Origin of the sequence: Mesorhizobium sp. WSM3866 (genome assembly GCF_002294795.1) — a bacterium.
Taxonomy (GTDB): Bacteria; Pseudomonadota; Alphaproteobacteria; order Rhizobiales; family Rhizobiaceae; genus Mesorhizobium.
This window is the reverse complement of sequence record NZ_NSGC01000008.1, coordinates 1-22,777: the sequence shown is the minus strand read 5'-3', so window position 1 is coordinate 22,777 and position 22,777 is coordinate 1. Positions and strand designations below refer to the sequence as shown.

Below are 22,777 nucleotides of genomic sequence, written 5' to 3'. Positions count from 1 at the left end.
GGCCAAATGACCATGATCTTCGGCATCCCCATCCAAGCCTTGCTCGGCCAACTGCTTGTCGGCCTGATCAACGGCTCTTTTTACGCCATGCTCAGCCTCGGGCTGGCCGTCATCTTCGGGCTCTTGCGCATCATCAACTTCGCCCATGGCGCGCTCTATATGTTCGGCGCCTTCATCGGCTATCTGCTGCTCGTCCATCTCGGCATCGGCTACTGGCCGGCGCTGATCATCGTGCCTTTGGCCGTCGGCCTGTTCGGCATCGTGGTGGAGCGCGTAGCGCTGTCGCGGCTCTACCGGCTCGACCCGCTCTATGGCCTGCTTTTCACCTTCGGCCTTGCGCTGGTCATCGAAGGCGTGTTCCGCTTCTATTATGGCGTCTCCGGCAATCCTTACGCGGTGCCGACCCTGCTTGCCGGGGGCACCAATCTCGGCTTCATGTTCCTGCCCAATTACCGCGGCTGGGTGGTGGTGGCCTCGCTCATCGTCTGCATCGGCACCTGGCTGCTGATCGAAAAGACCAGGCTCGGCTCCTATCTGCGCGCCGCCACGGAGAACCCCGAGCTGGTGCAGGCTTTCGGCGTCAACGTGCCGCTGCTGCTGACGCTCACTTATGGGCTGGGCGCAGCACTTGCCGGGCTGGCCGGCATCCTTGCGGCACCCGTCTACCAGGTCAGCCCGCTGATGGGATCGGACCTCATCATCGTCGTCTTCGCCGTCGTCGTGGTCGGCGGCATGGGCTCGATCCTCGGCGCCATCGTCACCGGCTACATGCTCGGCCTTGCCGAGGGCCTGACCAAAGTTTTCTATCCGGAGGCCTCGAATCTGGTGGTCTTCGTCATCATGGCGATCGTGCTTTTGCTCCGCCCCGCGGGCCTGTTCGGAAGGGACGCGTAAGATGAGCGAGGCGACCCTTCACGCAGAGCGCGCCGCTGCCTCCGTCCGGCTGGAACGGGCGCTTGTGGCGCTGGGGGTCGTGGCGCTCATCGCCGCCCCCTTCCTCATCTATCCGATCTTCGTCATGAAGATGCTGTGCTTCGCGCTGTTCGCCTGCGCCTTCAACCTGCTCCTCGGCTACACCGGGCTGCTCTCCTTCGGCCACGCCGCCTTCTTTGGCGGCGCCGCCTATTTCTGCGCCTATGCCGTGAAAGCCTGGGGCTGGCCGCCGGAGGCCGGCATCCTGCTCGGCGCTGCGGGCGCGGCAGGCATGGGCCTCGTCGTCGGCTTCCTCGCCATCCGCCGGCAAGGCATCTATTTCGCCATGATCACGCTGGCGATGGCGCAGATGTTCTATTTCTTCTGCGTGCAGGCGCCCTTCACCGAAGGCGAGGACGGCATCCAGGGCGTGCCGCGGGGCCATCTCTTCGGCATGCTCGACCTCAACGTGCCGATGAACATGTATTTCTTCGTGCTCGCCATCTTCCTGATCGGCCTCTTCGCCATCTGGCGCATCGTCAACTCGCCCTTCGGCATGATCCTGCGCTCGATCCGCGAGAACGAGAACCGTGCCATTTCGCTCGGCTATTCCGTCGGCCGCTACAAGCTCGCCGCCTTCGTCATGTCGGCGGCCCTTGCCGGCCTCGCCGGCGCGGTGAAGGCGACCGTCTTCCAGTTCGCGACCCTCACCGACGTCACCTGGCAGATGTCGGGCGAGGTCATCCTGATGACGCTTCTTGGCGGCATCGGCACCATGGTCGGCCCGGTGGTCGGCGCCGGCCTCGTCGTCGGCCTCGAGAACACCCTTGCCACCTCCGGCTTCCCGGTGACGATAGCGACCGGCGTGATCTTCATGGTCTGCGTGCTGATCTTCCGGCGCGGGATCGTTGGGGAGATCTATGCGCGGTTGCTGGGGAGGGAGGGCGGCAAGAGCTCTTAAGCAGCCGCCTCGAACCGTTTAATTTCCTTGAGCTCTTCCTGCAGCGACGCGCCCTCCACGGCCAGGTCGTAACTGGCTTGCATGTTCATCCAGAACTGTGGCGTGGTCCCAAAGAATTTGGCGAGACGCAGAGCGGTGTCCGGCGTAACGGGCGTGGTCTCGTTGGCGAGGCGCTCGATACGGGTACGTGGGACGTGAAGCTTTTTCGCCAGGGTGTATGGCTTCAGGTCGAGTGGCTCTAGGAACTCGGCCCGCAATATCTCGCCGGGATGAATAGGCTTATCGAGGTTGATCATTGGTTCCGCTCCTGTCGACAGAGCTGTTGGTTTAGCTAATGGTAGTCGGTGATCTCCACATTGTCCGCTCCTCCATCGGTCCACCGAAAGCAAACACGAAATTGGTCGTTGATACGGATTGAGTACTGACCGGCGCGATCGCCCTTCAGCGCTTCAAGCCGATTTCCCGGTGGGACTTTGAGGTCGGCCAGTTCGGCTGCGTTGTCCAGCATGAACAGTTTCCGCTGAGCGACACGAATGAGATCTGCCGGAAATCCTTTCGGAGCTTTGCCTGTCGAATCGCTTCAGTGGTCTTGTCTGTGAACGAACGTATCATCCACTGCCCCTCGCAACGTATCTTTGCATGATACGTCTGCGAGATCAAGCGCAGAGTATCATGCCGCGATACGAAATGCCCCGAGGGATCATGTTGAGTGAGGTGCGCCCACCGGCACCTCCAGCCCGACCTTTACCCGATCCATCGCAACGAACGTGCGAAACCGCCTGACGTTGTTGTTCTCCAAAAACAATCGCCGGGTCAGCGCCTCGTAGTCGGCCATCGTCGCCACGGTGACGACCAGGATGAAGTCGGCCTCGCCGGTCACGTAATAGCACTGCTGTACTTCGGGCACCGCGGCGAAGCCGCGCTTGGCGGCGTCGATCAGCTCGGCCCGCTCGCTCTCCACCTCGACCTCGACGAAGATGGTGATCGGATGGCCGACCTTGGCCGGATCGACCAGCGCGACATTGGCGCGGATGACGCCCATTTCCTCCATGCGCTTGATGCGCCGCTGCACGGCCGGCGCCGAGAGGTTCACCGTCTCGCCGATAATGCGCTGGGGCGTGCTGTTGTCCTTCTGCAGGATGGCGAGGATGGCGCGGTCGAAGGCGTCGAGGTCGGGCAAAATGGACATGACAGCATCTGAACGAAACAAACTTGCATTTCAGGTGCCGAAACAGAGCGCCTTTCTCACTGGACTTGCAATAAATTTCAGCCAACAAGACAGAGAAAGCCGATCCATGTTCCTGCTCAACCACCACCCGAGCCATCGCCAGCCGCTGACCGAACAAGACGCCGCGACGCTTGGGCTCGCCGGAGCCGCCGACGCCGAGCGCTTCCTGGCCGCACGCGACAACCATGCCGAGACGCCGCTGTATGCCTTGCCGGCGCTGGCCGGCGAACTCGGCGTCGGCTCGCTGTATGTCAAGGATGAGGGCAAGCGCCTCGGCCTCGGCAGCTTCAAGGCGCTGGGCGGCGCCTACGCCGTCATCCGACTGGTGCTGGAAGAGGCTGGGAAACGGCTCGGCCGTGCCATCGATGTTGCGGAACTGCATGGGCCCGACGTAAAGGCGATTGCCTCGGGCATGACCTTCGCCTGCGCGACCGACGGCAATCATGGACGCTCGGTAGCGCAAGGCGCCGGCCTGGTCGGTGCGCGCTCCGTCATCTTCGTCCATTCGGGCGTCAGCAACGAACGCGTCGCGGCGATTGCCCGCTTCGGCGCCGAGATCGTGCGCATCGCCGGCGATTACGACCAGTCGGTCAGGGAAGCCGCCCGTGTCGCCGCCGAGCGCGGCTGGACCGTCGTCTCCGACACATCCTGGCCGGGCTATGAGCGCATCCCGGGGCTGGTGATGCAGGGCTACACCGTTATCGTGCGCGAAGCGCTGAGGCGCTTGCCGCAGCCGCCCACCCACGTCTTCCTGCAGGCCGGCGTCGGCGGCCTCGCCGCGGCGGTGGCCGGCCATTTCGCCATCGTGCTTGGCGAGGATCGCCCTGCGGCAATCGTGGTCGAGCCCGCGCGGGCGGCGTGCGTCTACGCCACCGCGAAGGCGGGGCGTCCAGTCGCGATTGCGCACAGCAAGCCCACGGTGATGGCGATGCTCGAATGTTACGAGCCGTCATTGGTCGCCTGGCGCGTCCTGTCGCGGCTCGGCGATGCTTTCATGACCGTGGACGAGGACGACGCGGTTTCGGTGATGAACCGCCTGGCGCGGCCTTCAGGCACTGATCCGGCGATCGTTTCCGGCGAGAGCGGCGGGGCGGGGCTCGCCGGGCTGATCCGCGCTGCCGGCGACAAGAAGATGCGCGGGGCTCTCGGCCTCGATGCCCATTCGCGCGTGCTCATCATCAATTCCGAAGGTGCGACAGACCCCGGCCGCTATGCCGAGCTGGTCGGGATGGCGCCGGACGAGGTTGCGCTGGCGAGGCAGCCGGCATGAGCAATCTGACGATCAATGCCGACCGTCTGCTTGGCCGTATCGAGGAGCTCGGCAGCCTCGGTCGCGATGCGCAGGGCCGGCTCGTCCGCGTTGCCGCCTCCGACATGGACAAGCTTGGCCGCGACCGCCTTGTCGGTTGGCTGGAAGAGGCAGAGCTCGACGTTGCCATCGATCGCATGGGCAACATCTTCGGCATCTGGCAGGGCGACGCCGAGGCAGGCCAGGAAGCGGTGATGCTCGGCTCGCACATCGACACGGTGATCGACGCCGGCATCTATGACGGCTGCTACGGCGTGCTTGCCGGCCTCGAAGCAATCGAGACCCTGAAGGAGGCAGGATTTGCGCCGGCGCGCCCGCTTGTGGTCGCCGCCTTCACCAATGAGGAGGGCGTGCGCTATTCGCCTGATATGATGGGCTCGCTGGTCTTTGCCGCCGGCCGGGATATCGAAGAGGCGCTGGCCTCGATCGGCACCGACGGCTCGGTGCTGGGCAGGGAGTTGGAGCGCATCGGTTATGCCGGCCGACATCAGCCCGGCTTCCTCAAGCGCATGTCTATGTCGAGCTGCATGTCGAACAGGGGCCGGTGCTGGAGCGCGAGGGCATCGCCATCGGCGCGGTCGAGAACCTGCAGGGCATTTCCTGGCAGCGCATAACCATCGACGGCGTGGCCAACCATGCCGGCACCACGCCGATGTCGATGCGCCAGGATGCCGGCGTCGCCGCCGCGCGGGTGATCAGCTTCCTCGCGGACCGGGCCAGCGCCTCGCCGACACCCACGGTCGCCACCGTCGGCACCATCGCTTTCGAGCCAAACGCGATCAACATCATCCCGTCGCGGGCGATCTTCACCATCGACCTTCGCGATCCGAACGAAATGCATCTTCGCGAAGCCGAAGCGGCGCTCGCCGCCTCCCTCGACGACCTTGCCGCAAGCGCCGGCGTCACCATCCATGCCGAAAGCCTGGCGCGCTTCGAGCCGGTGACGTTCGATGCCGGCATCGTCTCGCTGATCGAGGATGGTGCCAGAGCCGCCGGCCTTTCGTGCCGGCGCATGACGTCGGGCGCGGGGCACGACGCGCAGATGATTGCCCGTATTGCGCCGTCCGCGATGATCTTCGTGCCGAGCCGGGGCGGCATCAGCCACAATCCGGCCGAGTCCACCGCCGCCGACGAGCTGGTTGCCGGCGCCAATGTCCTGCTTGGCGTCGCCGCCCGGCTGGCAGCCGACTGATCGCGGGAACCAAACGGTATGTTGTCGACGGCAGGTGCCGCCAAGGCGAAACACCACCAAAAATAGTCATCTCGAAACGTTGCGTGCCACCAAGGCGGGAATCCGGCGACATCTGATCGAAACAAACTTCAATCACTAGCCAGATCAGGGAGCGCAATTCTCGCGCGCGTCAAAAAAGTTCAGTGTATCGAAGAAAGAATAGCATGCTGCTCATCAACCCGCGCCCCGAACACAACCAGCCGCTGGTGCCGGCCGACGCCGAGGCCCTCAGCCTGGCGGGCGCCGAACGGGCCGAGCATTATCTGAGGGCGCGCGACGACCATGCCGAAACGCCTCTCTATGCCTTGCCGGCGCTCGCCAATGGCCTCGGCATCGCAGCACTGCATGTCAAGGACGAGGGCCAGCGTCTTGGCCTTGGCAGCTTCAAGGCGCTGGGCGGCGCCTATGCCGTCATGCGGCTGGTGCTGGAAGAGGCCGGCAAGCGCTTCGGTCGCGAAGTCGATATCTGCGAAATCAACGATCCGAAGCTGCGCGCTATCGCCGCCCAGATGACCTTCTGCTGCGCCACCGATGGCAACCACGGCCGATCGGTCGCGCAGGGGGCAGGCCTCGTTGGCGCGCGTTCGGTCATCTACGTCCATGCCGGCGTCAGCGCCGAGCGCGTGGCGGCCATCGCCCGCTTCGGCGCCGAGATCGTGAAGGTCGAGGGCGGTTATGATCAGGCGGTCCGCGAAGTCGCCCGGGTCGGCGCCGAGCGCGGCTGGAAGATCGTCTCCAACACCTCCTGGCGTGGCTACGAGCGCATTCCGGGGCTTGTCATGCAGGGCTACACGGTGATCGTGCGCGAGGCGCTGCGGCACATGGCCGAACCGCCCACGCACGTCTTCCTGCAGGCCGGCGTCGGCGGTTTTGCGGCGGCGCTTGCGGGCTATATGGCAATTCTGCTCGGCGAGGGGCGGCCGAAGGCCGTGGTGGTCGAGCCGAGGCGCTCGGCTTGCGTCTACGCCTCGGTGGAGGCCGGCCGTCCCGTAACGATCGCTCCTCAGCGGTCGACGGTGATGGCGATGCTGGAATGCGCCGAGCCGTCCCTGATCGCCTGGCGGGTGCTGGCCCGCGTCGGCGACGCCTTCATGACCGTCGACGAAGACGACGCGGTCGCGGTGATGAACCGGCTGGCCCGGCCCTTGGGCAACGATCCGGCCATCGTTTCCGGCGAGAGCGGCGGCGCGGGGCTTGCCGGGCTGATCCGCGCAGCCGGAGACAAGGGCATGCGCGCGGCTCTCGGGCTCGATGCTACGTCGCGTGTCCTCGTCATCAATTCGGAAGGCGCGACCGACGCCGGCCGTTACACCGAGCTGGTCGGGGCGGTGCCGCGGGAGCTGGAGCTGCAGATCGCCTGAAGGATTTTCAGGAAAGCGGGCTTCCCTCCGGAATCGATGGAAACGAAGCGCAGCTTCGGGAAGACTCGCCTGGAACGAGCGCTGGGGAAAGAGAAGATGGCTGACCTCGACCAGCAGCAGCTGCATCGCGCGATGACGGCCTGGCGGCGCGACCTCCACGCCCACCCGGAATTCGGCTTCGAGGAAAAGCGCACCGCCGCCTTCGTGGCGGAGAAGCTTCGCGCCTTCGGGCTCGAAGTCGCGGAAGGCATCGGCGGCACCGGCGTTGTCGGCACGCTGGCCAGGGGCAGCGGCAATCGCGCGATTGCGCTGCGCGCCGACATGGATGCGCTGCGCATCGCCGAGCAAGGGACGCGAGCCTGGACCTCGCAGACGCCCGGCACCATGCATGCGTGCGGCCATGACGGCCACACCGCCATGCTGCTCGGCGCGGCGAAGCTGCTGGCGGAAGAAGGGGGCTTCGACGGCACGGTGCGGTTCATCTTCCAGCCGGCCGAGGAGTGGGGCAGAGGCGCGCTTGCGATGATCGAAGACGGGCTCATCGAACGCTTTCCCTTCGAGGAAATCTTCGGGCTGCACAATATGCCGGGCTTGCCCATCGGCCATTTCGAGGCCCGGCCCGGCCCCGCCATGTCGGCCGAGGACAATTTCGAGATCGTGCTGAAAGGCTTGGGCGGCCACGCCGCCAGGCCGCACGACGCTCGCGAGACGCTGGTTGCCGCCTGCGCGCTTGGTCGTCAACCTGCAGACCATCGTCTCGCGGCGCCTGAGCCCCGTCGATATCGGCGTCGTCTCGGTCACCGAGCTCAGCACCGACGGCACCCGCAACGCGCTGCCCGGCCTCGCCCGCATCCTTGGCGACTGCCGCAGTTTCCGGCCCGAGGTGAGCGCGGCGATCGAGAAGGAGATGCGCCGCATCGCCGAAGGCACTGCGCAGGCCTATAACGTAGCGGCTGACGTTACTTACACGCGCGAGTTCGTGCCCTTGATCAACGACGCGGCGCTGGTGAATGAGGCGCTTGTTGCGGCCCGAACGGTGCTGGCCGGCGATGCCGTCGGCATCGCCGCCGAGCCGATGACCGCCTCGGAGGATTTCGCCCGCTTCCTCACCGAAGTGCCCGGCTGTTTCGTCTTCCTCGGCAACGGCAATTCCGCCCCGCTGCACAACCCGGCCTACGATTTCAACGATGAAGGCCTGCTGCATGGCGCGCGTTTCCACGCGGCGGTGGTGCGGCGAAGGCTGGCGGCGGGGTAAGGGCGTCTGCGATTGGCGAAAGCGGCGGAGCTTCTGCTTCGTCATCCTCGAGCTTGACCCGAGGATCCATTCGATGACCTTTGGCGTAGAGTTCGGCAGCGCAGAATACTGTAGCTGTTGCAACGCTTTAGCGTAACGGCATGAATCCCAGGGTCTGCGCGCGTCGCTTCGCTCCTTGCTTCGCCCTCGGATGACGAAGCAGATGGGCCGCGATCCTTCGCGCCCCCCTGTTCTGCCGGATCTTTCCTCCAAAAAGCGGGGAGATTGGCAGCTTCACCCCAGTAACCCTTTTTTGTCAGCTTTCATGCACTATGCCCGAACGGGGACGGCAAGAACGAGGGCATGGCGGACGACACCAAACGCAACGGCGAATTCTGGGCGCTGGCGCTCGATCGCGCCCAGCTCGGCCTATGGGACTGGAATCTCGCGACGGGCGATTGCTACTATTCGCCGACCTGGTGGAAGATGCTGGGTTATGCCGAGGGCGAGCTCGATACCTCCGATCTGTGGCTGAAGCTCACTCATCCCGACGACTGCGAGCGAGCACTGGCGAGCGGCGACCGCCATATCGCTGGTGACACCGAGTCGATCGAGACGGAACTACGGCTGAAGCACAAGGACGGCCGCTGGGTCTGGGTGCTTGACCGCGGCGGCATCGTCGAGCGCGATGCCGAGGGCAAGCCGCTGCGCCTGATGGGCGTGCAGACCGATATCACCAGGCAGAAGGAGGCCGAGGCCGCGCTTGAGCAGGTCAATGTCCACTTGCGGCTCGCGCTCGCCGCCAGCGGCACCGGCATCTGGCACTACGATATCGGCACCAACAAGAGCTATTGGGACCCGCGCACCAGGGAGATCTTCGGCCTGGTCAGCGATACCGACGAGGTGACGGCCGATCTCTGGCACACCTATCTCCACCCGGACGACAAGGAGGCCACCGAGCGCGCGCATCTGCCGCCGCCGGGCTCGAAAAGCGTGACCGCCACGCAATACCGTATCGTCCGGCGCGACGGCTCGGTCCGCCATGTCGAGTCGCTGGTGCGTTTGATCGCCGGCGCCGGCTCGGCCGGCCAGATCCTCGGCACGGTACGCGACATCACCGACGAGACGAAGCGCGCCGAGGAGCTCGCTTACGCCGCCCATCACGATGCGCTGACCGGGCTGTGGAACCGCTCGGCCTTCGACCGGCTGCTCGCCGAAAACATCGGCGCGGCGGACCGGCTGCCGCTTGCCGTCTTTTATGTCGACCTCGACTACTTCAAGGCGCTGAACGACTATGCCGGCCATGCCGCGGGCGATATCGCGCTGAAGAGCGTCGCCGGCGGCATCCGCGCCAGCCTGCCGCCTTCGGCGCACGCCGCGCGCCTCGGCGGCGACGAATTCGCGCTGCTGGTTCCGAACTGCAGCGACGCTTGCGCCGAGCGGCTGGCGCGTGCCGTGCTCGCCGCGGTGCGCGACGCCGATCTCGGCTCCGCCGTGTCGTCCCGCAGGCTGGCCGCCAGCATCGGCATCGCCTTCGTGCGCGATCCCCGAACGACGGTAACCGATGCGCTCGCCTGCGCCGACGATGCCTGCTACGCCGCCAAAGCCGGCGGGCGCGACCGCTTCGCCGTGTTCTCGGCCGAAACAGCTTCCGGAGCCGGCGGCCTCAACGCCGCGCGGCTTGCCGCCGATCTGGTCGATGCCATGGAGGACAGCCGGTTGAAGCTGTTCGGCCAGGAGATCCATCGCCTCGGCAGGCCCTGGCAAGACAGCCGCCATGTCGAGGTGCTGGCGCGGCTCGAGGCGCGCAACGGCAAGCTGATCTTGCCGGGCGAGTTCATGCCGGTGGCCGAACGCTTCGGGCTTGCCGCCCGGCTCGACCGCTGGATCATCCGCACGGCGCTGTCGCGCCATGGCAGGGCGATGCTCTCCGGCGCCGTCTCGCTCGGCTTCAACCTGTCGGCGCAGACGCTCTCCGATCCGCAGCTTTGGGATTTCGTCGACGCGGCGATCGCCGAGAACGGCGCGCCGCCGTCTGCAATCGGCTTCGAGATCACCGAGACCGCGGCTGTCACCAATTTCGACGCAGCGGAGGAATTCGTGCGCCGGGCAAGGCTGCGCCATTGCCGTGTCAGCCTCGACGATTTCGGCGCCGGCATGAGCTCGTTCGAATATCTGCGGCGCTTTCCTATCGATGCGATCAAGATTGACGGCTCCTTCGTCCAGCACATCGCCGACAGCCGCTTCGACCGCGAGATCGTCTCGGCAATCGCCGGCATCGCCCGCTCGATGGGCTGCGCCGTCGTGGCCGAGAAGGTCGAGGGGAAAAGCGCGCTGGAGATCCTCGTCGGCATGGGCGTCGGCTATGGCCAAGGCTATTTCCTGCACCGGCCAGAGCCGCTGGAGGCGATCGTGGCGCGGGCCGCGGCTGAGAAGCCACAAGCCCGGGTGGGTGTCGCAAATTAAGCCACGGCTAAAATTGCGAGCACCCTCCGCGATTGCCGAGATCGAACAGCAGCTCGGCCTGGATCAGCTCGGCATTTTCGCCCGATACAATGGTCCCGCGATCATCGACCCGCAGGACCCCGACCCGCTGGACCGGCGCTGGAAAAGCATCTGGGCAGGATCGACGAGACCGCTGCGATCGCGTCTGGCGAAATTGGGGTCTACGGCAGTTGATGCGATGGAGAGCCAATCTCCTCCTTGGGGGAGATGCCCCGGCATGGCAGAGGGGGGCCGCCGGCGTTTACCCCATCACCCACCGCAATACCCCGGCCGAAGCCACGCCGATGACCACCGTCGGCAGCATCGACAGTCTTGTCGCCGCGAGCAATGTGATGACGAGCGCCGCCAGATCGGCCGGATTCTTCGACACGAAGTCGGGCGCGATCACCGAGATCAGCACGCAGCCGGGCGCGGCTTCCATCACGGCGGTGGCGCGTGGGCTGAGCGTGCGGTTCCTGAGCACGACATAGCCGCCGATCCGCGTCAAATAGGTGACGCCGGCCATGGCAAGGATGGCGAGAACGGTCCAGGGCTCGATCATTTCTCACCTGCCAGAAGCCAGGCGGACACCAACCCGGACAGCGCGCCTGTCGCCACGTACCAGGCGCCCGGAACGACCAGATAAGTTGCCGCCGCCACCACTAGGCTGACAAGCCAGGGGCGCGCCGCGGCAAAACCCTTCCACATGCCGCGCAGCAGCACCAGGAACACTGCCGGGAAGGCCATGGCGAAGCCGTAGCGCTCGACGTTGCCAAGCACCGGCCCGAGCGCCGCTCCGCAGGTCGTGAAAATCACCCAGGCAAGATAGAAGGGAAGGGCAGTTCCCGCATAGTAGGCGAGGCTGAAGGCTGGCCGCAGTCCGCTGGCCGCGCGGCGCTTCGCGTCGGCGAGCCCGAGCGCCCAGCTCTCGTCGCACATCAAGAACAGCGCGGGCAGCGCCTTGCGCTTGGGCAGGTGGCGCAGGAACGGCGCAAGTGCCGCGCCCATCAGGAAATGCCGGCTGTTGACCAGCAATGTGATGGCGGCGATCAACAGCACATGCGGCGGCGAGGTCCAGAGCTGGATGGCGGCAAATTCGGAGCCGCCGGCGAAGTTGAGGCCCGTCATCAACGGCACCTCGACGACGCTCAAGCCCTTCTGCGCGGCCTGCGCGCCCAGCACGAGTGCGTAGGGGACAATGCCAAGCAGCACCGGCGTCGAGGCGGCGGCGCCCCGCCGGAATTCGGCGCCGCGTGCTTCGGCGGGAGGGTGGCCCAGGGTTATCTCGGAAACGCTCATGGCTCTTCTTCGGCCAGCCTTGCGGGGCGGCCTTCTCCGGTTGCTCGATGGTCGGTTATCGCTGGCCACCATAGCCGAAATGCTCCGCAATCGGGTTGCGAAGATGCGCCGTTTCTGCCAAGGGTTGGCATTGGATAGCGAGAATTAAGCCAATACTGGAATCAGACGCCATGAAGCTGGATGAGATCGACAAGCGGATCCTGCGCGCCCTGCAGCGCGACGGACGCATGGCCAACAACGATCTTGCGAGAGAGGTCGGCCTGTCGCCGTCACCCTGTCTGAGGCGCGTAAAATTGCTGGAGGAGGCTGGCGTCATCGACCGCTATGTCGCGGTGCTCAACCCGGCCAAGATCGGTCGCGGTCATACCTTCTTCACTCGCATCTGGCTGAAGCAGCAGGACGAGGACACGATCGAGCATTTCGCCAGGGAGGTGGGCAAGCTGCCCGAGGTGCTGGAATGCTATCTGATGCTGGGCGATTGCGACGCTATGGTGCGGGTTGTGGCGGCGGGCATCGAGGACTATCGCCGCTTCCAGTCGGAGCACTTAAGTCGCATCAAGGGGGTGCAGAACGTCAAGACCGACGTTCCCAGCCAGACGGTCAAGCAGACTTCGGAGATGCCGCTTTAGATCTTCCCTTTTTTCCTTGAGGGAGAAGGTGACCGCGAACCGTCGGGATGCTGCTGGAAGGACCGCCGCGGCAATGAGGCGCCAGTTTCCCAGCGCCTCGTTTCGTCTCTATCGTCTCGGCGCTGCGCGCCTGTCCGCCGTCTCGGGCAGGGGAGAAGGCGAACCCACGCCTAATGTTGGGCGTGGTGCTCCGCGTTGCGTTTGCGCGTCGCCGCCGCCTTCTTGGCGGAAGCAGAACGCTCGGCCGCCGAGCGCGAGCTTGACGCTTTGCCGCCGGCCTTGCCGCCCTTGTGCGCTGCCGGATGGCCGGTGTGCTTGCCGCGGCCCGAGCCGCCCGCCTTCTTGCCGCCGCCATCGTCCTTGTTGACGGTCGCCCAGGCCCGCCGCTCGGCTTCCTTCTCGGAGACGCCGCGCTTTTCGTAGCCCTCGGCGATATGGTCGGCCTTGCGCTCCTGCTTGTCGGTGTATTTCGATTTGTCTCCGCGTGGCATTTTTTCTTCTCCTGTTGGGCTGAGAGGAGCCGCCCTACGGCTCCTTCTTCGTTTTGACCGCGTCGCCGAGATCGGACCGCTCGGGGTCCTGGTTGTTCTCGCCGGCCGCGTCGCGATCCTTGTCGGGATCGTCCTTGGCTGGGAGATAGCCTCTCGGCCGATTGGCTTTCGGACCTTCCCAACGTGGCCATTGATCGGATGTGCCTGGACGTCCCGTACGGGGTGAGTTGCTCATCGTTGCCTCGCTTTCAGAGAGCCGGTCAGCCCTCGGCCTTCATGGTTCGTGCGATTTCAAGCAGCTTGTCGCGGTCATGCCCGTGCTCGCGGATCAGCTCGCGCGCCTGCTTCGGTGAAAGGTCGGTGTTCTCGGCCAGGAACCGCACGTCCGGATCGTCGCCGCCCTTGGTCGGCAGCCTTGCGTCTTGTGCCGTTCGGCCAGCGCCCGGGCGATGTGGAAGTTTGCTTTTATCCATCGTTTTCTCCTTCCGATAACCAACCCTTGGCGAAAGGACTGGTTCCTTCGCCGAGCTGGACCGCGATGAGGCAGGGCGCCTGAAACGGGCGGCTGCGGTCGTGCGGGGCTGAGGCTATGCCTTCTCGTTTTCGTGCCCGCGCTCGGCAGCTTCCTTCTGGCGGCGCAGCACTTCGTCGGTGCCGACGATGTCCTTCGCGCCACCGCTGATGGCGGTGGAGACGACCGCGGGCGGATCACTCGCCGGGAAACTGTCTTCGAGACCGGACTGCAATTGTTCTTCCAGCGTGTCCGGGTTCTCCGAGCGTCCTTGCGTGCGGCGGCCGTCGATCTGTTCCACATCCTGTTTGGCGTCGGGATGCTCGCGCACATTGCGCAGCGTGGACACGACGAGTTCGATCGCGAACTCCTTCATTGCCTCGACGTCTCCCGTGACGACGTCCGCTTCTTCGATGACGCGGATGAGGGACGCCTCGACCTTGTCCATCTCGCTCTTGCCTTGGCAGCGCGCCAGCTTCTGGCTCAGGGCGGTGATGAGCAGCGGAGCGAAGGTCGAATAGGCCTGCATACGTGTCTCATCGACACGTTCGGGGTGAAGTGTGCGCACGGACATTGTTGCCTCCGTTCAAACGTCCTGCCGACGGCCGAGCCGCCGGGGTTTCGGAGGAACCAAGGGGAGGGGAAGAAGTTCCAAATTGGATGTTCTGGGCGGCGTCCCGCGAAGGGATCGCGGGACGCCTGCTTAAAGCTCAGCGCTGGCCGCCCTTGCGGCCGGCTTCGGATGCACGTTCGCGGTCTTCGGCGAAGTTGCCGCTGCCGCCCCGGTGCTGACCTGAATCCTGCTGACGCATGTTGCGGTCCTCGGCCTGCTGCTGGCCGCGGCGCTGATCGTCGCGGTTCTTTTGGCTCTGCTGGCCTGCTCTGACGTGCTGTTGGTGAGTTCCGCCTTGATTAGGCATATCTGCAGCTCCGTTGGGGATTGGTCTTCGGGGTTTGATTCAAGGAGGTTCGACCGCCTTGAGTAACGAGAACCGCTGCCCGCGATCGATGTTCCCCCACGAAATATTTCGTGAATCCTTTTAGCCCGACCATGCCGCAACAGCCTTGTCGTGCGTCGCCGGTCCGCGCGGGCGCCAGGGCCCGGGGCCACGGTCGGTCTCTTTCCTACGACTGAAGTCGGAGTGGCTCGCGCATTGGGCCCTCGACGGCAACCAAAGCGGAGGCTTCGAGTTGGTAGCGGTCGTCGACGAAGTCCCCTTCATCGGCGCCGTTTTGGGTGCCCGCCGTTTCCGCGCAAATGGCGGGCATCCAATACCATCCACAATCATTGGAACCAGGAAGTCGTGCGGCCGGCTTCGAAAGCGAGACGACGTTTTGACCTTTATTTCTGCCAAGCCCAATCTGCGAGAGCCCGAAAGCCTGCCCGCGAACGACAATCGCCTCTCCGTCCTCGCCGACACCTCGATTCTCCAATTCCTCAACGACGACGACGATGTCACCGACATCGCCCGGCGCGCCGAGCGCCTTGGCAATGCCGTGGTGATTGTGATGGCGCTTTGCCTGATCGTTGCGCCGGCGATTTACCTCACCCTGGCCTACGGCCTATAGCCGCAAAAAACTCGCCGAGCCTTGCGGCTGTCTCGGCCGGGGCTTCTTCGGGAAAGAAATGCCCGCCGGGCATCGTCCCGCCGCTGACCCCGCCGCTGACGTCGTCGGCCCACTCCCGCCACAGTGCCAGCGGACCGCCCTCTCGCGCGTACCATTCGGCGAGCGCGCCATGTCCGCTCCATAGCGCAAGCATCGGGCAGCCGATGCGCCGGCCGGCTTTGCGGTCGGCATGGTCGTGCTCACGGTCGAGCGTCGCTGCCGCACGGTATTCCTCGCAGATGGCGTGCGCGTGGGCTGGATCGCGCAAGGCCTCGGCATAAGCCTTCCGGACCTCGGCGGGAAAGGCGGCGGGCGAGGAACCCCAGCCAGCCAGCGCGCTGTCGACGATCGCATCCGCGGCCGCCGTCATGATCGTCTCCGGCAGCGGCTCGGCTTGCGCCAAGAGCGACCAGGGCCAATAGCCCAGCGCCAGCCGGGCGTCGGCCCTGTCCCAGATATCGGCGGTGGGTACGATGTCGAGCACGGCAAGCTTCTCGATGCGGTCCGGGTGGTCCAGCGCCAGGCGATACGCAACGCGCCCACCGCGATCGTGGCCGGCAACCATGAAGCGGGCAAAGCCGAGCTTCGTCATCAGCGCCGCGAGGTCGGCAGCCATGGCGCGCTTGGCGTAGGGCGCATGATCCGGATCGGATGGCGGACAGGAGCTTTTGCCGTAGCCGCGCAAGTCGGCGCAGACGACGCTAAAGCGGTCGATCAGCTTCGGCGCCACGTCGCGCCACATCAGATGCGTTTCGGGGAAGCCGTGCAGCAGGAGCAGCGCCGGGCCGCTGCCGGCAGTCCGGACGAATGTCCGTGCCGCGCCCGTATCGACTTCCGCGCTTTCGAAACCGCCGAACATGCTTTGTACTCCACAGGCGGAACGGCCGCGGGCGGGATGGTTGCTCGGGCCGCGGCTTCTCTCGGCTGGCGCCTTCCGTGGTCAGCTCCAGGCGGATTTGACTGTAAGGGACGCCTCGAATATCTGGCCTCTCTTGTCGGTGCGCATTTTGATGGTGATGTTGAGGTTATCACTGTTCGGCATCTCGTCGCGCGCGACATCCTGCAAGATCCTGAGCGCCTCCTTTCGCGCGTTTTCTGGTGAGGAGAAGAGCTGCCCCTCGCTGTCCATTTGCGTGTGCACGGTGTTGTACAAATCGAAGTAGAAGCGTTCCATCCGCGAAAGCATCCGCCGCAACCTGGACGTTCAATCCCTGCGCGCGATCATGGTTCCAAAGGACCGTCTTGGCCGGGGACTGCTTTGCCGGCGGCCGGCGGTGTGGTGGTCCGCTGCAACCCGGCCCGGCTCTACAACGTTAGGCCCTTGCAAAATCACAACGGGCGGCCGCGCATGCTGGAACCCCTTTATCTGAACCTGGGTCAGCACGATGCTCTCTCCGAAAGCGAGAAGGCGTTGCTGGCCAGCGCCACATCGGTGGAGAAGTATTTCGTCGCCGGCGAGGATCTCGTCGCCGAAGGATCAAGGCCGACTTTCAGCACCCTCATCGTCGACGGGATTGCCGCGCGCTACAAGGTGCTGGAGGACGGCGGCCGGCAGTTCACCGCGCTCCATGTTGCCGGCGATTTCGTCGATCTGCACGCTTTTCTCCTGAAGACCATGGACCATGGCATCGTCGCGCTGTCGCCCTGCCATATCATCGCTGCGGAGCACAGCAAGTTGCGGGAAATCACCGAAAAGGCCCCGCATTTGACGAGGCTGCTCTGGTTGGACACGCTGGTGGACGGCGCCATCCACCGGGAATGGATCGTGGCCATGGGACGCCGCTCCAAGACCGCGCATCTGGCGCATCTGATATGCGAACTCTTCGTCAGGCTGCAGGCCGTGAAGAAGACGCGGGTCATGAGCTTCAATCTGCCGCTTTCGCAGGCCGAACTCGCCGATGTGCTCGGTCTCTCCGTCGTCCATATGAATCGGGTCATCGGCACGTTGCGCCGCATGAACGTCATCAACTGGACCAACCACCTGATCGACATCCTCGACTGGAACCGCCTGGTCGCCATTGCGGAATTCGACCCGACCTATCTCAGCATGAGGAACGAGCCAAGGTGAGAACGCGTCAGCGCGGCGGCCCTTGGTCGTCGCCAGACCACAGCGAGTCGAGCATCGAGAGTGCCGCGCTCGGGTCGGCCGTCCTCAGCAGGCCCTGCCGGGCGGCGGCCTGCTTGAAAGCGGCGAAGGCGACCGCCGGACGGCAGATGCCCGCCATGGCGTCGTCCACCAGCCGCGCCGCCGCCAAATAGTCGGGCGCTTCCTTGTTCTTCCAGGCTCCGTCCAAGGCCTTCCTTGCGTCGGCGATCGACGAAACCACCATTGAGCCGCCAGTGACGAAGCGGATGGTGAGCGGCAGGAATCTACTCATCCCCGGTCACCATCCAAGCCACTGTTGAGCCCGCCAGGCGAGGCCCGCGAAGGGCGCCGCGGTCACCGCCGCTGCCGCCAGAATGAAAAGATGATTGTTGGTCCGAAAGGGTCTCATCGTTGCCACCACATGTTTTTGGATCGTCATAACGAGGATGCCGCCGACCGGTTGCACAGGCAGGCGCTGAATAAGCGGCAAGCTAATTGCTCGCCGGCCGGCTGGGCGGCTGCGGGCGGTACGGCGGGCGCGGACGCGGCCTGAGCGGCACGCCGGCGCGCAAAGACTGGATCGGCCACGGACGCCGGGCACCCTGGCGCAGAAATGACCTGGACAGTGTGCCGATCAGATCTCGAATTTCCATGGGACTCTCCTCGTAGAGTCCCCCCAAGCTGCGAGCGACTAGCACTCCGGCAGCATTCGCGCATTTAACTTTGATGTACGTGCGCCACGCCCTGCCGAGACCGCAGCCTCTACCGAAAGCCAACCTTTTCGGCCGGCATGCGTTGTCTCTCCGATAGCGTTGTCTCTCGAGAAGAGGATGACGAATGCCCCGGTGCCCCACCGCCACCCGGTGGCAAACACGGCGAGCGGGGCCAGAGTCGACGTCGGCCTGCCAAGGCGAACGGCTCTCCCCGATCGTCGGCGGTTGCCGAATCCATAAGGAGGATCCAATGAAGAAAGCACTTCTTGGCTTCGCCATTGTCCTGATGTCGGGCCAAATGTCGGGAACGACTGCCGCGGCCCAGACCCAGCTGGAGAATCCGCAGATCGAGGATTGCCAGGTCAAACCCGACGCCAGCGCGACCCCTAATCAGACCGGCGAGCAGCCGAAAGCGCAGGCCCCGAAAGCGCAGGCCAATGATCAGTCCAACAACCTGACCGCCAGCCTGGCGCCTTGCGACGGTGTGCTGAAGCCTCCGCCCACGGGCGACAAGAACGCTACCGCTCCGCCGGCCGACACCAGCCAGATGCCGGTGATCAAGCCGGGCGAGGTCCCGCCGCAGCCGTCGAAGTAGAACGCATGATCGGTCTGGCGGGAAACTTTTCCCGCGCGGGCGAGTTACTGACTGTGCAGTTCCCGGATACCCGAACTGCTTCCCACAATTGCCGCCCCGGTTCTCCCATCCGGGGCGGTTTTTTGCCGGCGTCGGGCCCGGCACGGCCTGCCTCGGTGCCTTATCTTCTCGGCTCCGAAGCACGGAACCATCGGGCCCGCGCCCGAATTGTCCTCAGCGGGCCGCGTCAGCCGGACCTGGTGGTAAAGAGAACAGGGTTTGGTTTCTCCGGCTTCACACCCTGGCCAACGAAAAGGCAGACGAGCTCTTGTCCCACCCGGCCCGCCCAACTCGGGCGTGGGCGCATGGCAAACAGCACAGATTTCAGCAAGAGCCCTAAGCCGCGCAAAGGCATGCCGAGCCCGCGTCTTGGCGAAAGCGAATTCAAGGCACGCTATCTGAGACAATTCTACGATCCGGCCTTTCAGCCGGAGGCGGATGCCATTGGCAGGCTGGCCGAGATCGCCTGGCAGGCCTACAGCGAAGAACGCAAGGCACCGATCACCAGAAAGGCGGGACAGGGCTTCCACGATCCGGACTATGATCTCTCCGTCGACTGGTTCGCCGCGCACGAAGCGGTCGAAGCGGCACAGCGCCGGTACGAGGACAAGACCGCGCCGTCCCGCATCCTGCTCATAAACGGCTCCTCGCGCAGCGAGCACACGTGCCCGGGCGAAATGTCGAAGACCTTCCGCCTTGTCGAGTTGGCGCGCAGCGCCATTGCAGCAAGACCGGGCTTCGCGATCGAGGTTCTCGACCTTGCGCGGCTCGCCTCCGAATACGGCCGCAGGATCTTTCCCTGCAAGGCGTGCTTCTCGACGGCGGCCGCGCTCTGCCATTGGCCGTGTTCCTGCTACCCCAATCATTCGCTCGGGCAGGTCAGTGACTGGATGAACGACATCTATCCGCTCTGGGTCGAGGCGCATGGCGTCATGATCGTCACGCCGGTCAACTGGTACCATTCCTCCTCGCCGGTGAAGCTGATGATGGACCGGCTTGTCTGCGCCGACGGCGGCAATCCCGATCCTTCGCTGACGCAGGGCAAGGATGCCGCGCTCGCCAAGAAGGTCGAGCTTGCCGGCTGGGACTATCCGCGCCATCTCGCCGGCCGGCTGTTCTCCGTAATCGTGCATGGCGACACCGAAGGTGCCGGAAGGGTGCGCCACAGCCTCGCCGACTGGCTGCGCTCGATGAAGCTCGATCCGGTGGGCGAGGCTGCCGAGCTCGACCGCTACATTGGCTACTGGAAGCCCTATGCGACGAGCCATGACGAGCTCGACGCCGACCATGCCGTGCAGACGGAAGTCCGCAATGCCGCGCTGGCGCTCGCCGAAGCCGTCGAGAAGCGTCGCGCGGGTTCGTTCCAGACCATCGGAGCCGGGCTCGAGGATCCGCGCCCCAAATAGCCGACGAGGAGAAGCAGCCGACGGGAAGGAAGATGCAGCGCTGGTTCCAGGAAGCCTGGGTTGTGCTGAAAGAGAGCATCACCGGCTATGTCAACGACAATGCGCTGAGCCATGGCGCGGCGATGGCCTTCTACGCCACGACCTCGCTGGCGCCGATCCTTCTGATCGTGGTAGCGATCGCGGGCGTCGTCATCGGCAACGACGCCGCGCAGCTCGCGCTTTCGGCTGAGTTCGCGGGGGTGATGGGCCCGCAGAGCGCCGAACTCCTCACGGCGGTGATCGAGACCGCCGCGCATCGCGGGTCCAGCACGCTGGCCACCCTCATCGGGCTGATCACGCTGCTTGTCACCGCCTCCGGCGTCTTCGGAGAGATGCAGCAGTCGTTGAACGAGATATGGAAGGTCAAGCCCAGCGGCGTTTCGCTTTCGCGCCTGGTGCGGGCGAGGGCGGCAAGCCTCGGGCTGGTGGCAGCTCTTGGCTTCATGCTTCTGGTGTCGCTCGCCGCAAGCACGGCGATCTCGGCGCTGAGTGAGGTCATCAACCAGCACCTGCCGTTCGGCGAGCTGATCGTGAGCGCGATCAACACGATCGTCTCCTTCGTGCTGATCGCGCTGCTCTTCGCGGCGATCTACAAGGTCCTGCCGGACCGCAGGCTCAAATGGCGCGACGTCGGCGTCGGTTCCATCGTCACCGCGCTGCTCTTCACCATCGGCAAGTCGCTGATCGGCTGGTACATCGGCACCAGCGCCATCGGCACGTCCTATGGCGCTGCCGGCGCGCTGATGGTCGTGCTGGTCTGGGTTTACTATTCGGCACAGATTTTCCTCTTCGGTGCCGAGATCACCCGCGCCTATTCGGTGCGGAGCGGCAGCCGGCAGGATCTCGCGCCCGTGGTGGCGGCCAGCGACGAAACGTCAAGGTCAGGCAGGTCACCGCAACCGGGCGTGCCGGACGGCGAGGTCGTCAGATGGATCGTCCTCAGCAGCCTGATCACGGTGCTGGTCTCGGAGTTCCGGCGCTGGCGGCAGGGGTGACGCTGCTGGCCGCCGGTTCGAGAGTTGGCCGTTCTCTGCCTGTCGCTCCTGCTGACGCTTTTCGACTTCGTAGGAAAGCCAGCGGCAGAACATCCCGATGATCGAGGTGGCGGCGCCGCCCAGCAGGCAGGCAATCAGCAACGGATTTTGCGAAACGTGCTCCCAACTGACGATCGCCAGCAGCATCACGCTTACCGTTGAGATCGAATAGCCTATGCCCTTGAGCAGATGCAGCGACGATATGGTCATCCCGGCCCGCCTTTCAGGTGCAACAATCAGCGGCAACCGAAGTTCCATGCACCCAGTGCCAGGCGCTTGGCAGCGGTTTCGCCGCTGTGTGCGAGCCGTTGAAACCTTGTCCGGCCGAATGCGTTGCCTCACGTATCAATCGCGGGAGGAAGTCGTCACGATGCCAAAGACAGGGCCAGGTTGGGAGCAGGCCTATCAACCGCTCGAATTCGCCCAAAAGCACGGCCTGACCCTGAGGCAGGCTGAGATCGTCATCCAGACCAATGGACCGTCCAAATACAAATGCGATCTGGCGGCTCCGATTTTTCTCAAGGCGCTGAAGCAGCTCGCAAAGAATCGCGGGACGCCTGGCCGGCAAGCAGCATCAGTGTCGGCTTTTGAGGAACCGGGCTTCGCGCAGCAGCGAAGGCCAGTCGGTTCCGATTAGCTTGATCAACTCGCGGGCATCGTTTTCCGAAATGTCCGCGTCCTTTGCCAACCGGTGGGCGAGCATTTGGACATCGGCCTCCGTTTGCTGCACCTGCTTTCCATCATTTCCAACCATGGCGCGCCTCCTCTCAGACAAGAACTTTCGAGGTGGCCGTATGTTTCATTTTGGCGGCAAGAGGCAGGGCGCCGGCGAACCTAAAGTTCGCGCCGGCTTGCGCTACTTGCGTTTGGCCTTGAGCTTTTCACTCAATTCGACCGGATCGCGGCAGCCGTTCTCAAACAAAATCAGCGCGTGCCTTGCCGCATGAAGCCGCTCCTCACTGTCCGACGGTATGCGAAATGTGCGGCAGTAGTCGTCGAGAGCGGCTGCGAGGATGACCAAATCCTCGGGGTCGAGGAAACCCGGAAAACCATAGCTCTCCCTCCCGATGACAGGTGAAAGTGAAAGCGTGGTCCGCGCTTACAAACGCTGGCCTGGGTTTGGGAGTTGCGGATAAGCGCTGGCGGCGGGGTCACATGTTGTGTCACCCTGCCATCAAGCGGAACCTTCTCGCGTCACGGACGGAGCGGTTTGGAACCCCGGGCTTTGCCGCCGAGCACAGCACTTGTGATCCTGGCCGAAGTCCGCTGCGGGTTTGAGAAAGATCGTATCCGATCGCCCGAGGCGATGGCGCCTAGCGCTTCCGCTTTCCGGCGCCGGAAGGCTTAGGCCCCACGGTCACGAGCGCCTCGCGCATTATCCGCAGGGCTTCATCGGGGGTAAGGCCGCATTTGCGGGCAAAATAAATCGCTTCGGAAGCCTCCGATCGCGAGGCTGCGGCGATAACGGACAAGGCCGGTCTCGATTTCTTCTTGGCCATCGGTTCACCGTGCCGCGAATCGCTTAGTCAACTAGGTCCAATCTACATTCAGGATTCTCAACGCGGTTTGGCGTTGATTCATTGTGTTCCGAGGGTTCTGATTCGGAG

Annotated in this window: 25 protein-coding genes and 4 pseudogenes; 13 read left to right on the top strand and 16 right to left on the bottom strand. The window is 64.6% G+C overall.

Annotated elements, in window-relative coordinates:
* Window positions 1-6 precede the first annotated feature (6 nt).
* A complete protein-coding gene (locus CK222_RS18710; RefSeq protein WP_066998448.1) occupies window positions 7-894 on the top strand; it encodes a branched-chain amino acid ABC transporter permease in 888 nt (295 codons plus the stop codon).
* A gap of 1 nt (window position 895) precedes the next feature.
* Window positions 896-1,873 carry a branched-chain amino acid ABC transporter permease gene (locus CK222_RS18705; protein ID WP_095801375.1) on the top strand — a complete coding sequence of 326 codons (978 nt, stop codon included), beginning with the start codon at window positions 896-898 and terminating at the stop codon, window positions 1,871-1,873.
* Here CK222_RS18705 and CK222_RS18700 read toward each other — a convergent pair.
* From CK222_RS18700 to CK222_RS18690, 3 genes and pseudogenes are all read right to left on the bottom strand, one after another.
* Window positions 1,870-2,169, bottom strand: coding sequence for a HigA family addiction module antitoxin (locus CK222_RS18700; protein ID WP_067322571.1), 300 nt, complete (start codon window positions 2,167-2,169; stop codon window positions 1,870-1,872). The two genes, CK222_RS18705 and CK222_RS18700, sit on opposite strands and share 4 nt — an antisense overlap.
* A gap of 35 nt (window positions 2,170-2,204) precedes the next feature.
* Window positions 2,205-2,485: pseudogene (locus CK222_RS18695) on the bottom strand (type II toxin-antitoxin system RelE/ParE family toxin).
* Between the two features lie 88 nt (window positions 2,486-2,573).
* Window positions 2,574-3,062 (bottom strand): Lrp/AsnC family transcriptional regulator, encoded by a 489-nt coding sequence (locus CK222_RS18690; protein WP_095801374.1) that lies wholly within the window; start codon window positions 3,060-3,062, stop codon window positions 2,574-2,576.
* 106 nt (window positions 3,063-3,168) lie between these two features.
* Between CK222_RS18690 and CK222_RS18685 the strand changes: the two genes are divergently transcribed.
* From CK222_RS18685 to CK222_RS18665, 5 genes and pseudogenes are all read left to right on the top strand, one after another.
* Entirely contained in the window at window positions 3,169-4,371 is a 1,203-nt protein-coding gene (locus CK222_RS18685; RefSeq protein ID WP_095801373.1) for a diaminopropionate ammonia-lyase, read from the top strand.
* A pseudogene (locus CK222_RS18680) lies at window positions 4,368-5,602 on the top strand (Zn-dependent hydrolase). Before CK222_RS18685 ends, CK222_RS18680 begins: the two are co-directional and overlap by 4 nt.
* A gap of 203 nt (window positions 5,603-5,805) precedes the next feature.
* On the top strand, window positions 5,806-7,002 hold the full coding sequence (locus CK222_RS18675; RefSeq protein WP_095801372.1) for a diaminopropionate ammonia-lyase: 1,197 nt from the start codon (window positions 5,806-5,808) through the stop codon (window positions 7,000-7,002).
* A 96-nt stretch (window positions 7,003-7,098) separates the two neighbouring features.
* Window positions 7,099-8,257, top strand: a pseudogene (locus tag CK222_RS18670) (M20 aminoacylase family protein).
* A gap of 342 nt (window positions 8,258-8,599) precedes the next feature.
* Window positions 8,600-10,702, top strand: coding sequence for an EAL domain-containing protein (locus CK222_RS18665; RefSeq protein WP_095801371.1), 2,103 nt, complete (start codon window positions 8,600-8,602; stop codon window positions 10,700-10,702).
* A 280-nt stretch (window positions 10,703-10,982) separates the two neighbouring features.
* Here the strand turns inward: CK222_RS18665 and CK222_RS18660 are convergent, their stop codons facing one another.
* The gene (locus tag CK222_RS18660; RefSeq protein ID WP_095801370.1) at window positions 10,983-11,282 is read right to left on the bottom strand and encodes an AzlD family protein; all 300 of its coding nucleotides are present in this window, start codon (window positions 11,280-11,282) and stop codon (window positions 10,983-10,985) included.
* Entirely contained in the window at window positions 11,279-12,019 is a 741-nt protein-coding gene (locus tag CK222_RS18655; RefSeq protein WP_095801369.1) for an AzlC family ABC transporter permease, read from the bottom strand. Before CK222_RS18655 ends, CK222_RS18660 begins: the two co-directional genes overlap by 4 nt.
* Window positions 12,020-12,189: 170 nt before the next feature.
* Here CK222_RS18655 and CK222_RS18650 point away from each other — a divergent pair, with 170 nt between their 5' ends.
* A complete protein-coding gene (locus tag CK222_RS18650) occupies window positions 12,190-12,648 on the top strand; it encodes an Lrp/AsnC family transcriptional regulator (RefSeq protein WP_095801368.1) in 459 nt (152 codons plus the stop codon).
* Window positions 12,649-12,818: 170 nt separating this feature from the next.
* On the opposite strand, the gene CK222_RS18645 is transcribed toward CK222_RS18650, so the two are convergent.
* The 5 genes and pseudogenes from CK222_RS18645 to CK222_RS18625 form a co-directional block, all read right to left on the bottom strand.
* The gene (locus CK222_RS18645; RefSeq protein ID WP_095801367.1) at window positions 12,819-13,139 is read right to left on the bottom strand and encodes a plasmid stabilization protein; all 321 of its coding nucleotides are present in this window, start codon (window positions 13,137-13,139) and stop codon (window positions 12,819-12,821) included.
* A gap of 34 nt (window positions 13,140-13,173) precedes the next feature.
* Complete coding sequence (locus CK222_RS18640) at window positions 13,174-13,374, bottom strand: hypothetical protein (protein ID WP_067322603.1); 201 nt, start codon at window positions 13,372-13,374, stop codon at window positions 13,174-13,176.
* A gap of 25 nt (window positions 13,375-13,399) precedes the next feature.
* Window positions 13,400-13,612: a hypothetical protein gene (locus tag CK222_RS18635; RefSeq protein ID WP_066998409.1), complete on the bottom strand. Its 213-nt coding sequence runs from the start codon at window positions 13,610-13,612 to the stop codon at window positions 13,400-13,402.
* Between the two features lie 114 nt (window positions 13,613-13,726).
* Complete coding sequence (locus CK222_RS18630; RefSeq protein ID WP_066998406.1) at window positions 13,727-14,224, bottom strand: hypothetical protein; 498 nt, start codon at window positions 14,222-14,224, stop codon at window positions 13,727-13,729.
* 142 nt (window positions 14,225-14,366) lie between these two features.
* Window positions 14,367-14,462 (bottom strand): annotated as a pseudogene (locus CK222_RS18625) (KGG domain-containing protein); the annotation flags it as partial.
* Window positions 14,463-14,841: 379 nt separating this feature from the next.
* On the opposite strand from CK222_RS18625, the gene CK222_RS31690 reads away from it, so the two are divergent.
* Window positions 14,842-15,219 (top strand): hypothetical protein, encoded by a 378-nt coding sequence (locus tag CK222_RS31690; protein ID WP_141247080.1) that lies wholly within the window; start codon window positions 14,842-14,844, stop codon window positions 15,217-15,219.
* On the opposite strand, the gene CK222_RS18610 is transcribed toward CK222_RS31690, so the two are convergent.
* Window positions 15,197-16,117, bottom strand: a complete 921-nt coding sequence (locus CK222_RS18610; RefSeq protein ID WP_095801366.1) for an alpha/beta hydrolase — start codon at window positions 16,115-16,117, stop codon at window positions 15,197-15,199. The two genes, CK222_RS31690 and CK222_RS18610, sit on opposite strands and share 23 nt — an antisense overlap.
* A gap of 81 nt (window positions 16,118-16,198) precedes the next feature.
* On the bottom strand, window positions 16,199-16,432 hold the full coding sequence (locus tag CK222_RS18605; RefSeq protein ID WP_067322619.1) for a hypothetical protein: 234 nt from the start codon (window positions 16,430-16,432) through the stop codon (window positions 16,199-16,201).
* A 174-nt stretch (window positions 16,433-16,606) separates the two neighbouring features.
* Here CK222_RS18605 and CK222_RS18600 point away from each other — a divergent pair, with 174 nt between their 5' ends.
* Window positions 16,607-17,326: a Crp/Fnr family transcriptional regulator gene (locus tag CK222_RS18600; protein ID WP_066998395.1), complete on the top strand. Its 720-nt coding sequence runs from the start codon at window positions 16,607-16,609 to the stop codon at window positions 17,324-17,326.
* 7 nt (window positions 17,327-17,333) lie between these two features.
* On the opposite strand, the gene CK222_RS18595 is transcribed toward CK222_RS18600, so the two are convergent.
* Window positions 17,334-17,636 (bottom strand): DUF982 domain-containing protein, encoded by a 303-nt coding sequence (locus tag CK222_RS18595; protein WP_095801365.1) that lies wholly within the window; start codon window positions 17,634-17,636, stop codon window positions 17,334-17,336.
* A gap of 671 nt (window positions 17,637-18,307) precedes the next feature.
* Here CK222_RS18595 and CK222_RS18590 point away from each other — a divergent pair.
* From CK222_RS18590 to CK222_RS18580, 3 genes are all read left to right on the top strand, one after another.
* Window positions 18,308-18,652 (top strand): hypothetical protein, encoded by a 345-nt coding sequence (locus CK222_RS18590; protein ID WP_067322626.1) that lies wholly within the window; start codon window positions 18,308-18,310, stop codon window positions 18,650-18,652.
* Between the two features lie 344 nt (window positions 18,653-18,996).
* Window positions 18,997-20,097 (top strand): flavodoxin family protein, encoded by a 1,101-nt coding sequence (locus tag CK222_RS18585; RefSeq protein ID WP_095801364.1) that lies wholly within the window; start codon window positions 18,997-18,999, stop codon window positions 20,095-20,097.
* Window positions 20,098-20,129: 32 nt separating this feature from the next.
* Window positions 20,130-21,131, top strand: coding sequence for a YihY/virulence factor BrkB family protein (locus CK222_RS18580; protein ID WP_067325232.1), 1,002 nt, complete (start codon window positions 20,130-20,132; stop codon window positions 21,129-21,131).
* Here CK222_RS18580 and CK222_RS31685 read toward each other — a convergent pair.
* The 3 genes from CK222_RS31685 to CK222_RS18570 all read right to left on the bottom strand — a co-directional run bounded on the left by CK222_RS31685 (window position 21,027) and on the right by CK222_RS18570 (window position 22,669).
* Entirely contained in the window at window positions 21,027-21,428 is a 402-nt protein-coding gene (locus tag CK222_RS31685; protein WP_141247079.1) for a hypothetical protein, read from the bottom strand. The two genes, CK222_RS18580 and CK222_RS31685, sit on opposite strands and share 105 nt — an antisense overlap.
* A 316-nt stretch (window positions 21,429-21,744) precedes the next feature.
* On the bottom strand, window positions 21,745-21,924 hold the full coding sequence (locus CK222_RS18575) for a hypothetical protein (protein ID WP_082953924.1): 180 nt from the start codon (window positions 21,922-21,924) through the stop codon (window positions 21,745-21,747).
* 559 nt (window positions 21,925-22,483) lie between these two features.
* Window positions 22,484-22,669, bottom strand: a complete 186-nt coding sequence (locus CK222_RS18570) for a hypothetical protein (RefSeq protein WP_067325223.1) — start codon at window positions 22,667-22,669, stop codon at window positions 22,484-22,486.
* Window positions 22,670-22,777: the final 108 nt, after the last annotated feature.

Bases quoted from the DNA above. Each gene is read 5' to 3' on its own strand.
- CK222_RS18570 (WP_067325223.1), bottom strand. From the start codon at position 22,669: ATGGCCAAGAAGAAATCGAGACCGGCCTTGTCCGTTATCGCCGCAGCC.
- CK222_RS18690 (WP_095801374.1), bottom strand. From the start codon at position 3,062: ATGTCCATTTTGCCCGACCTCGACGCCTTCGACCGCGCCATCCTCGCC.
- CK222_RS18640 (WP_067322603.1), bottom strand. From the start codon at position 13,374: ATGAGCAACTCACCCCGTACGGGACGTCCAGGCACATCCGATCAATGG.
- CK222_RS18600 (WP_066998395.1), top strand. From the start codon at position 16,607: ATGCTGGAACCCCTTTATCTGAACCTGGGTCAGCACGATGCTCTCTCC.
- CK222_RS18610 (WP_095801366.1), bottom strand. From the start codon at position 16,117: ATGTTCGGCGGTTTCGAAAGCGCGGAAGTCGATACGGGCGCGGCACGG.
- CK222_RS18605 (WP_067322619.1), bottom strand. From the start codon at position 16,432: ATGGAACGCTTCTACTTCGATTTGTACAACACCGTGCACACGCAAATG.
- CK222_RS18675 (WP_095801372.1), top strand. From the start codon at position 5,806: ATGCTGCTCATCAACCCGCGCCCCGAACACAACCAGCCGCTGGTGCCG.
- CK222_RS31685 (WP_141247079.1), bottom strand. From the start codon at position 21,428: ATGGAACTTCGGTTGCCGCTGATTGTTGCACCTGAAAGGCGGGCCGGG.
- CK222_RS18635 (WP_066998409.1), bottom strand. From the start codon at position 13,612: ATGGATAAAAGCAAACTTCCACATCGCCCGGGCGCTGGCCGAACGGCA.
- CK222_RS18665 (WP_095801371.1), top strand. From the start codon at position 8,600: ATGGCGGACGACACCAAACGCAACGGCGAATTCTGGGCGCTGGCGCTC.
- CK222_RS18710 (WP_066998448.1), top strand. From the start codon at position 7: ATGACCATGATCTTCGGCATCCCCATCCAAGCCTTGCTCGGCCAACTG.
- CK222_RS18575 (WP_082953924.1), bottom strand. From the start codon at position 21,924: ATGGTTGGAAATGATGGAAAGCAGGTGCAGCAAACGGAGGCCGATGTC.
- CK222_RS18700 (WP_067322571.1), bottom strand. From the start codon at position 2,169: ATGATCAACCTCGATAAGCCTATTCATCCCGGCGAGATATTGCGGGCC.
- CK222_RS18585 (WP_095801364.1), top strand. From the start codon at position 18,997: ATGGCAAACAGCACAGATTTCAGCAAGAGCCCTAAGCCGCGCAAAGGC.
- CK222_RS18580 (WP_067325232.1), top strand. From the start codon at position 20,130: ATGCAGCGCTGGTTCCAGGAAGCCTGGGTTGTGCTGAAAGAGAGCATC.
- CK222_RS18630 (WP_066998406.1), bottom strand. From the start codon at position 14,224: ATGTCCGTGCGCACACTTCACCCCGAACGTGTCGATGAGACACGTATG.
- CK222_RS18645 (WP_095801367.1), bottom strand. From the start codon at position 13,139: ATGCCACGCGGAGACAAATCGAAATACACCGACAAGCAGGAGCGCAAG.
- CK222_RS18685 (WP_095801373.1), top strand. From the start codon at position 3,169: ATGTTCCTGCTCAACCACCACCCGAGCCATCGCCAGCCGCTGACCGAA.
- CK222_RS18595 (WP_095801365.1), bottom strand. From the start codon at position 17,636: ATGAGTAGATTCCTGCCGCTCACCATCCGCTTCGTCACTGGCGGCTCA.
- CK222_RS18655 (WP_095801369.1), bottom strand. From the start codon at position 12,019: ATGAGCGTTTCCGAGATAACCCTGGGCCACCCTCCCGCCGAAGCACGC.
- CK222_RS18650 (WP_095801368.1), top strand. From the start codon at position 12,190: ATGAAGCTGGATGAGATCGACAAGCGGATCCTGCGCGCCCTGCAGCGC.
- CK222_RS18590 (WP_067322626.1), top strand. From the start codon at position 18,308: ATGAAGAAAGCACTTCTTGGCTTCGCCATTGTCCTGATGTCGGGCCAA.
- CK222_RS18705 (WP_095801375.1), top strand. From the start codon at position 896: ATGAGCGAGGCGACCCTTCACGCAGAGCGCGCCGCTGCCTCCGTCCGG.
- CK222_RS18660 (WP_095801370.1), bottom strand. From the start codon at position 11,282: ATGATCGAGCCCTGGACCGTTCTCGCCATCCTTGCCATGGCCGGCGTC.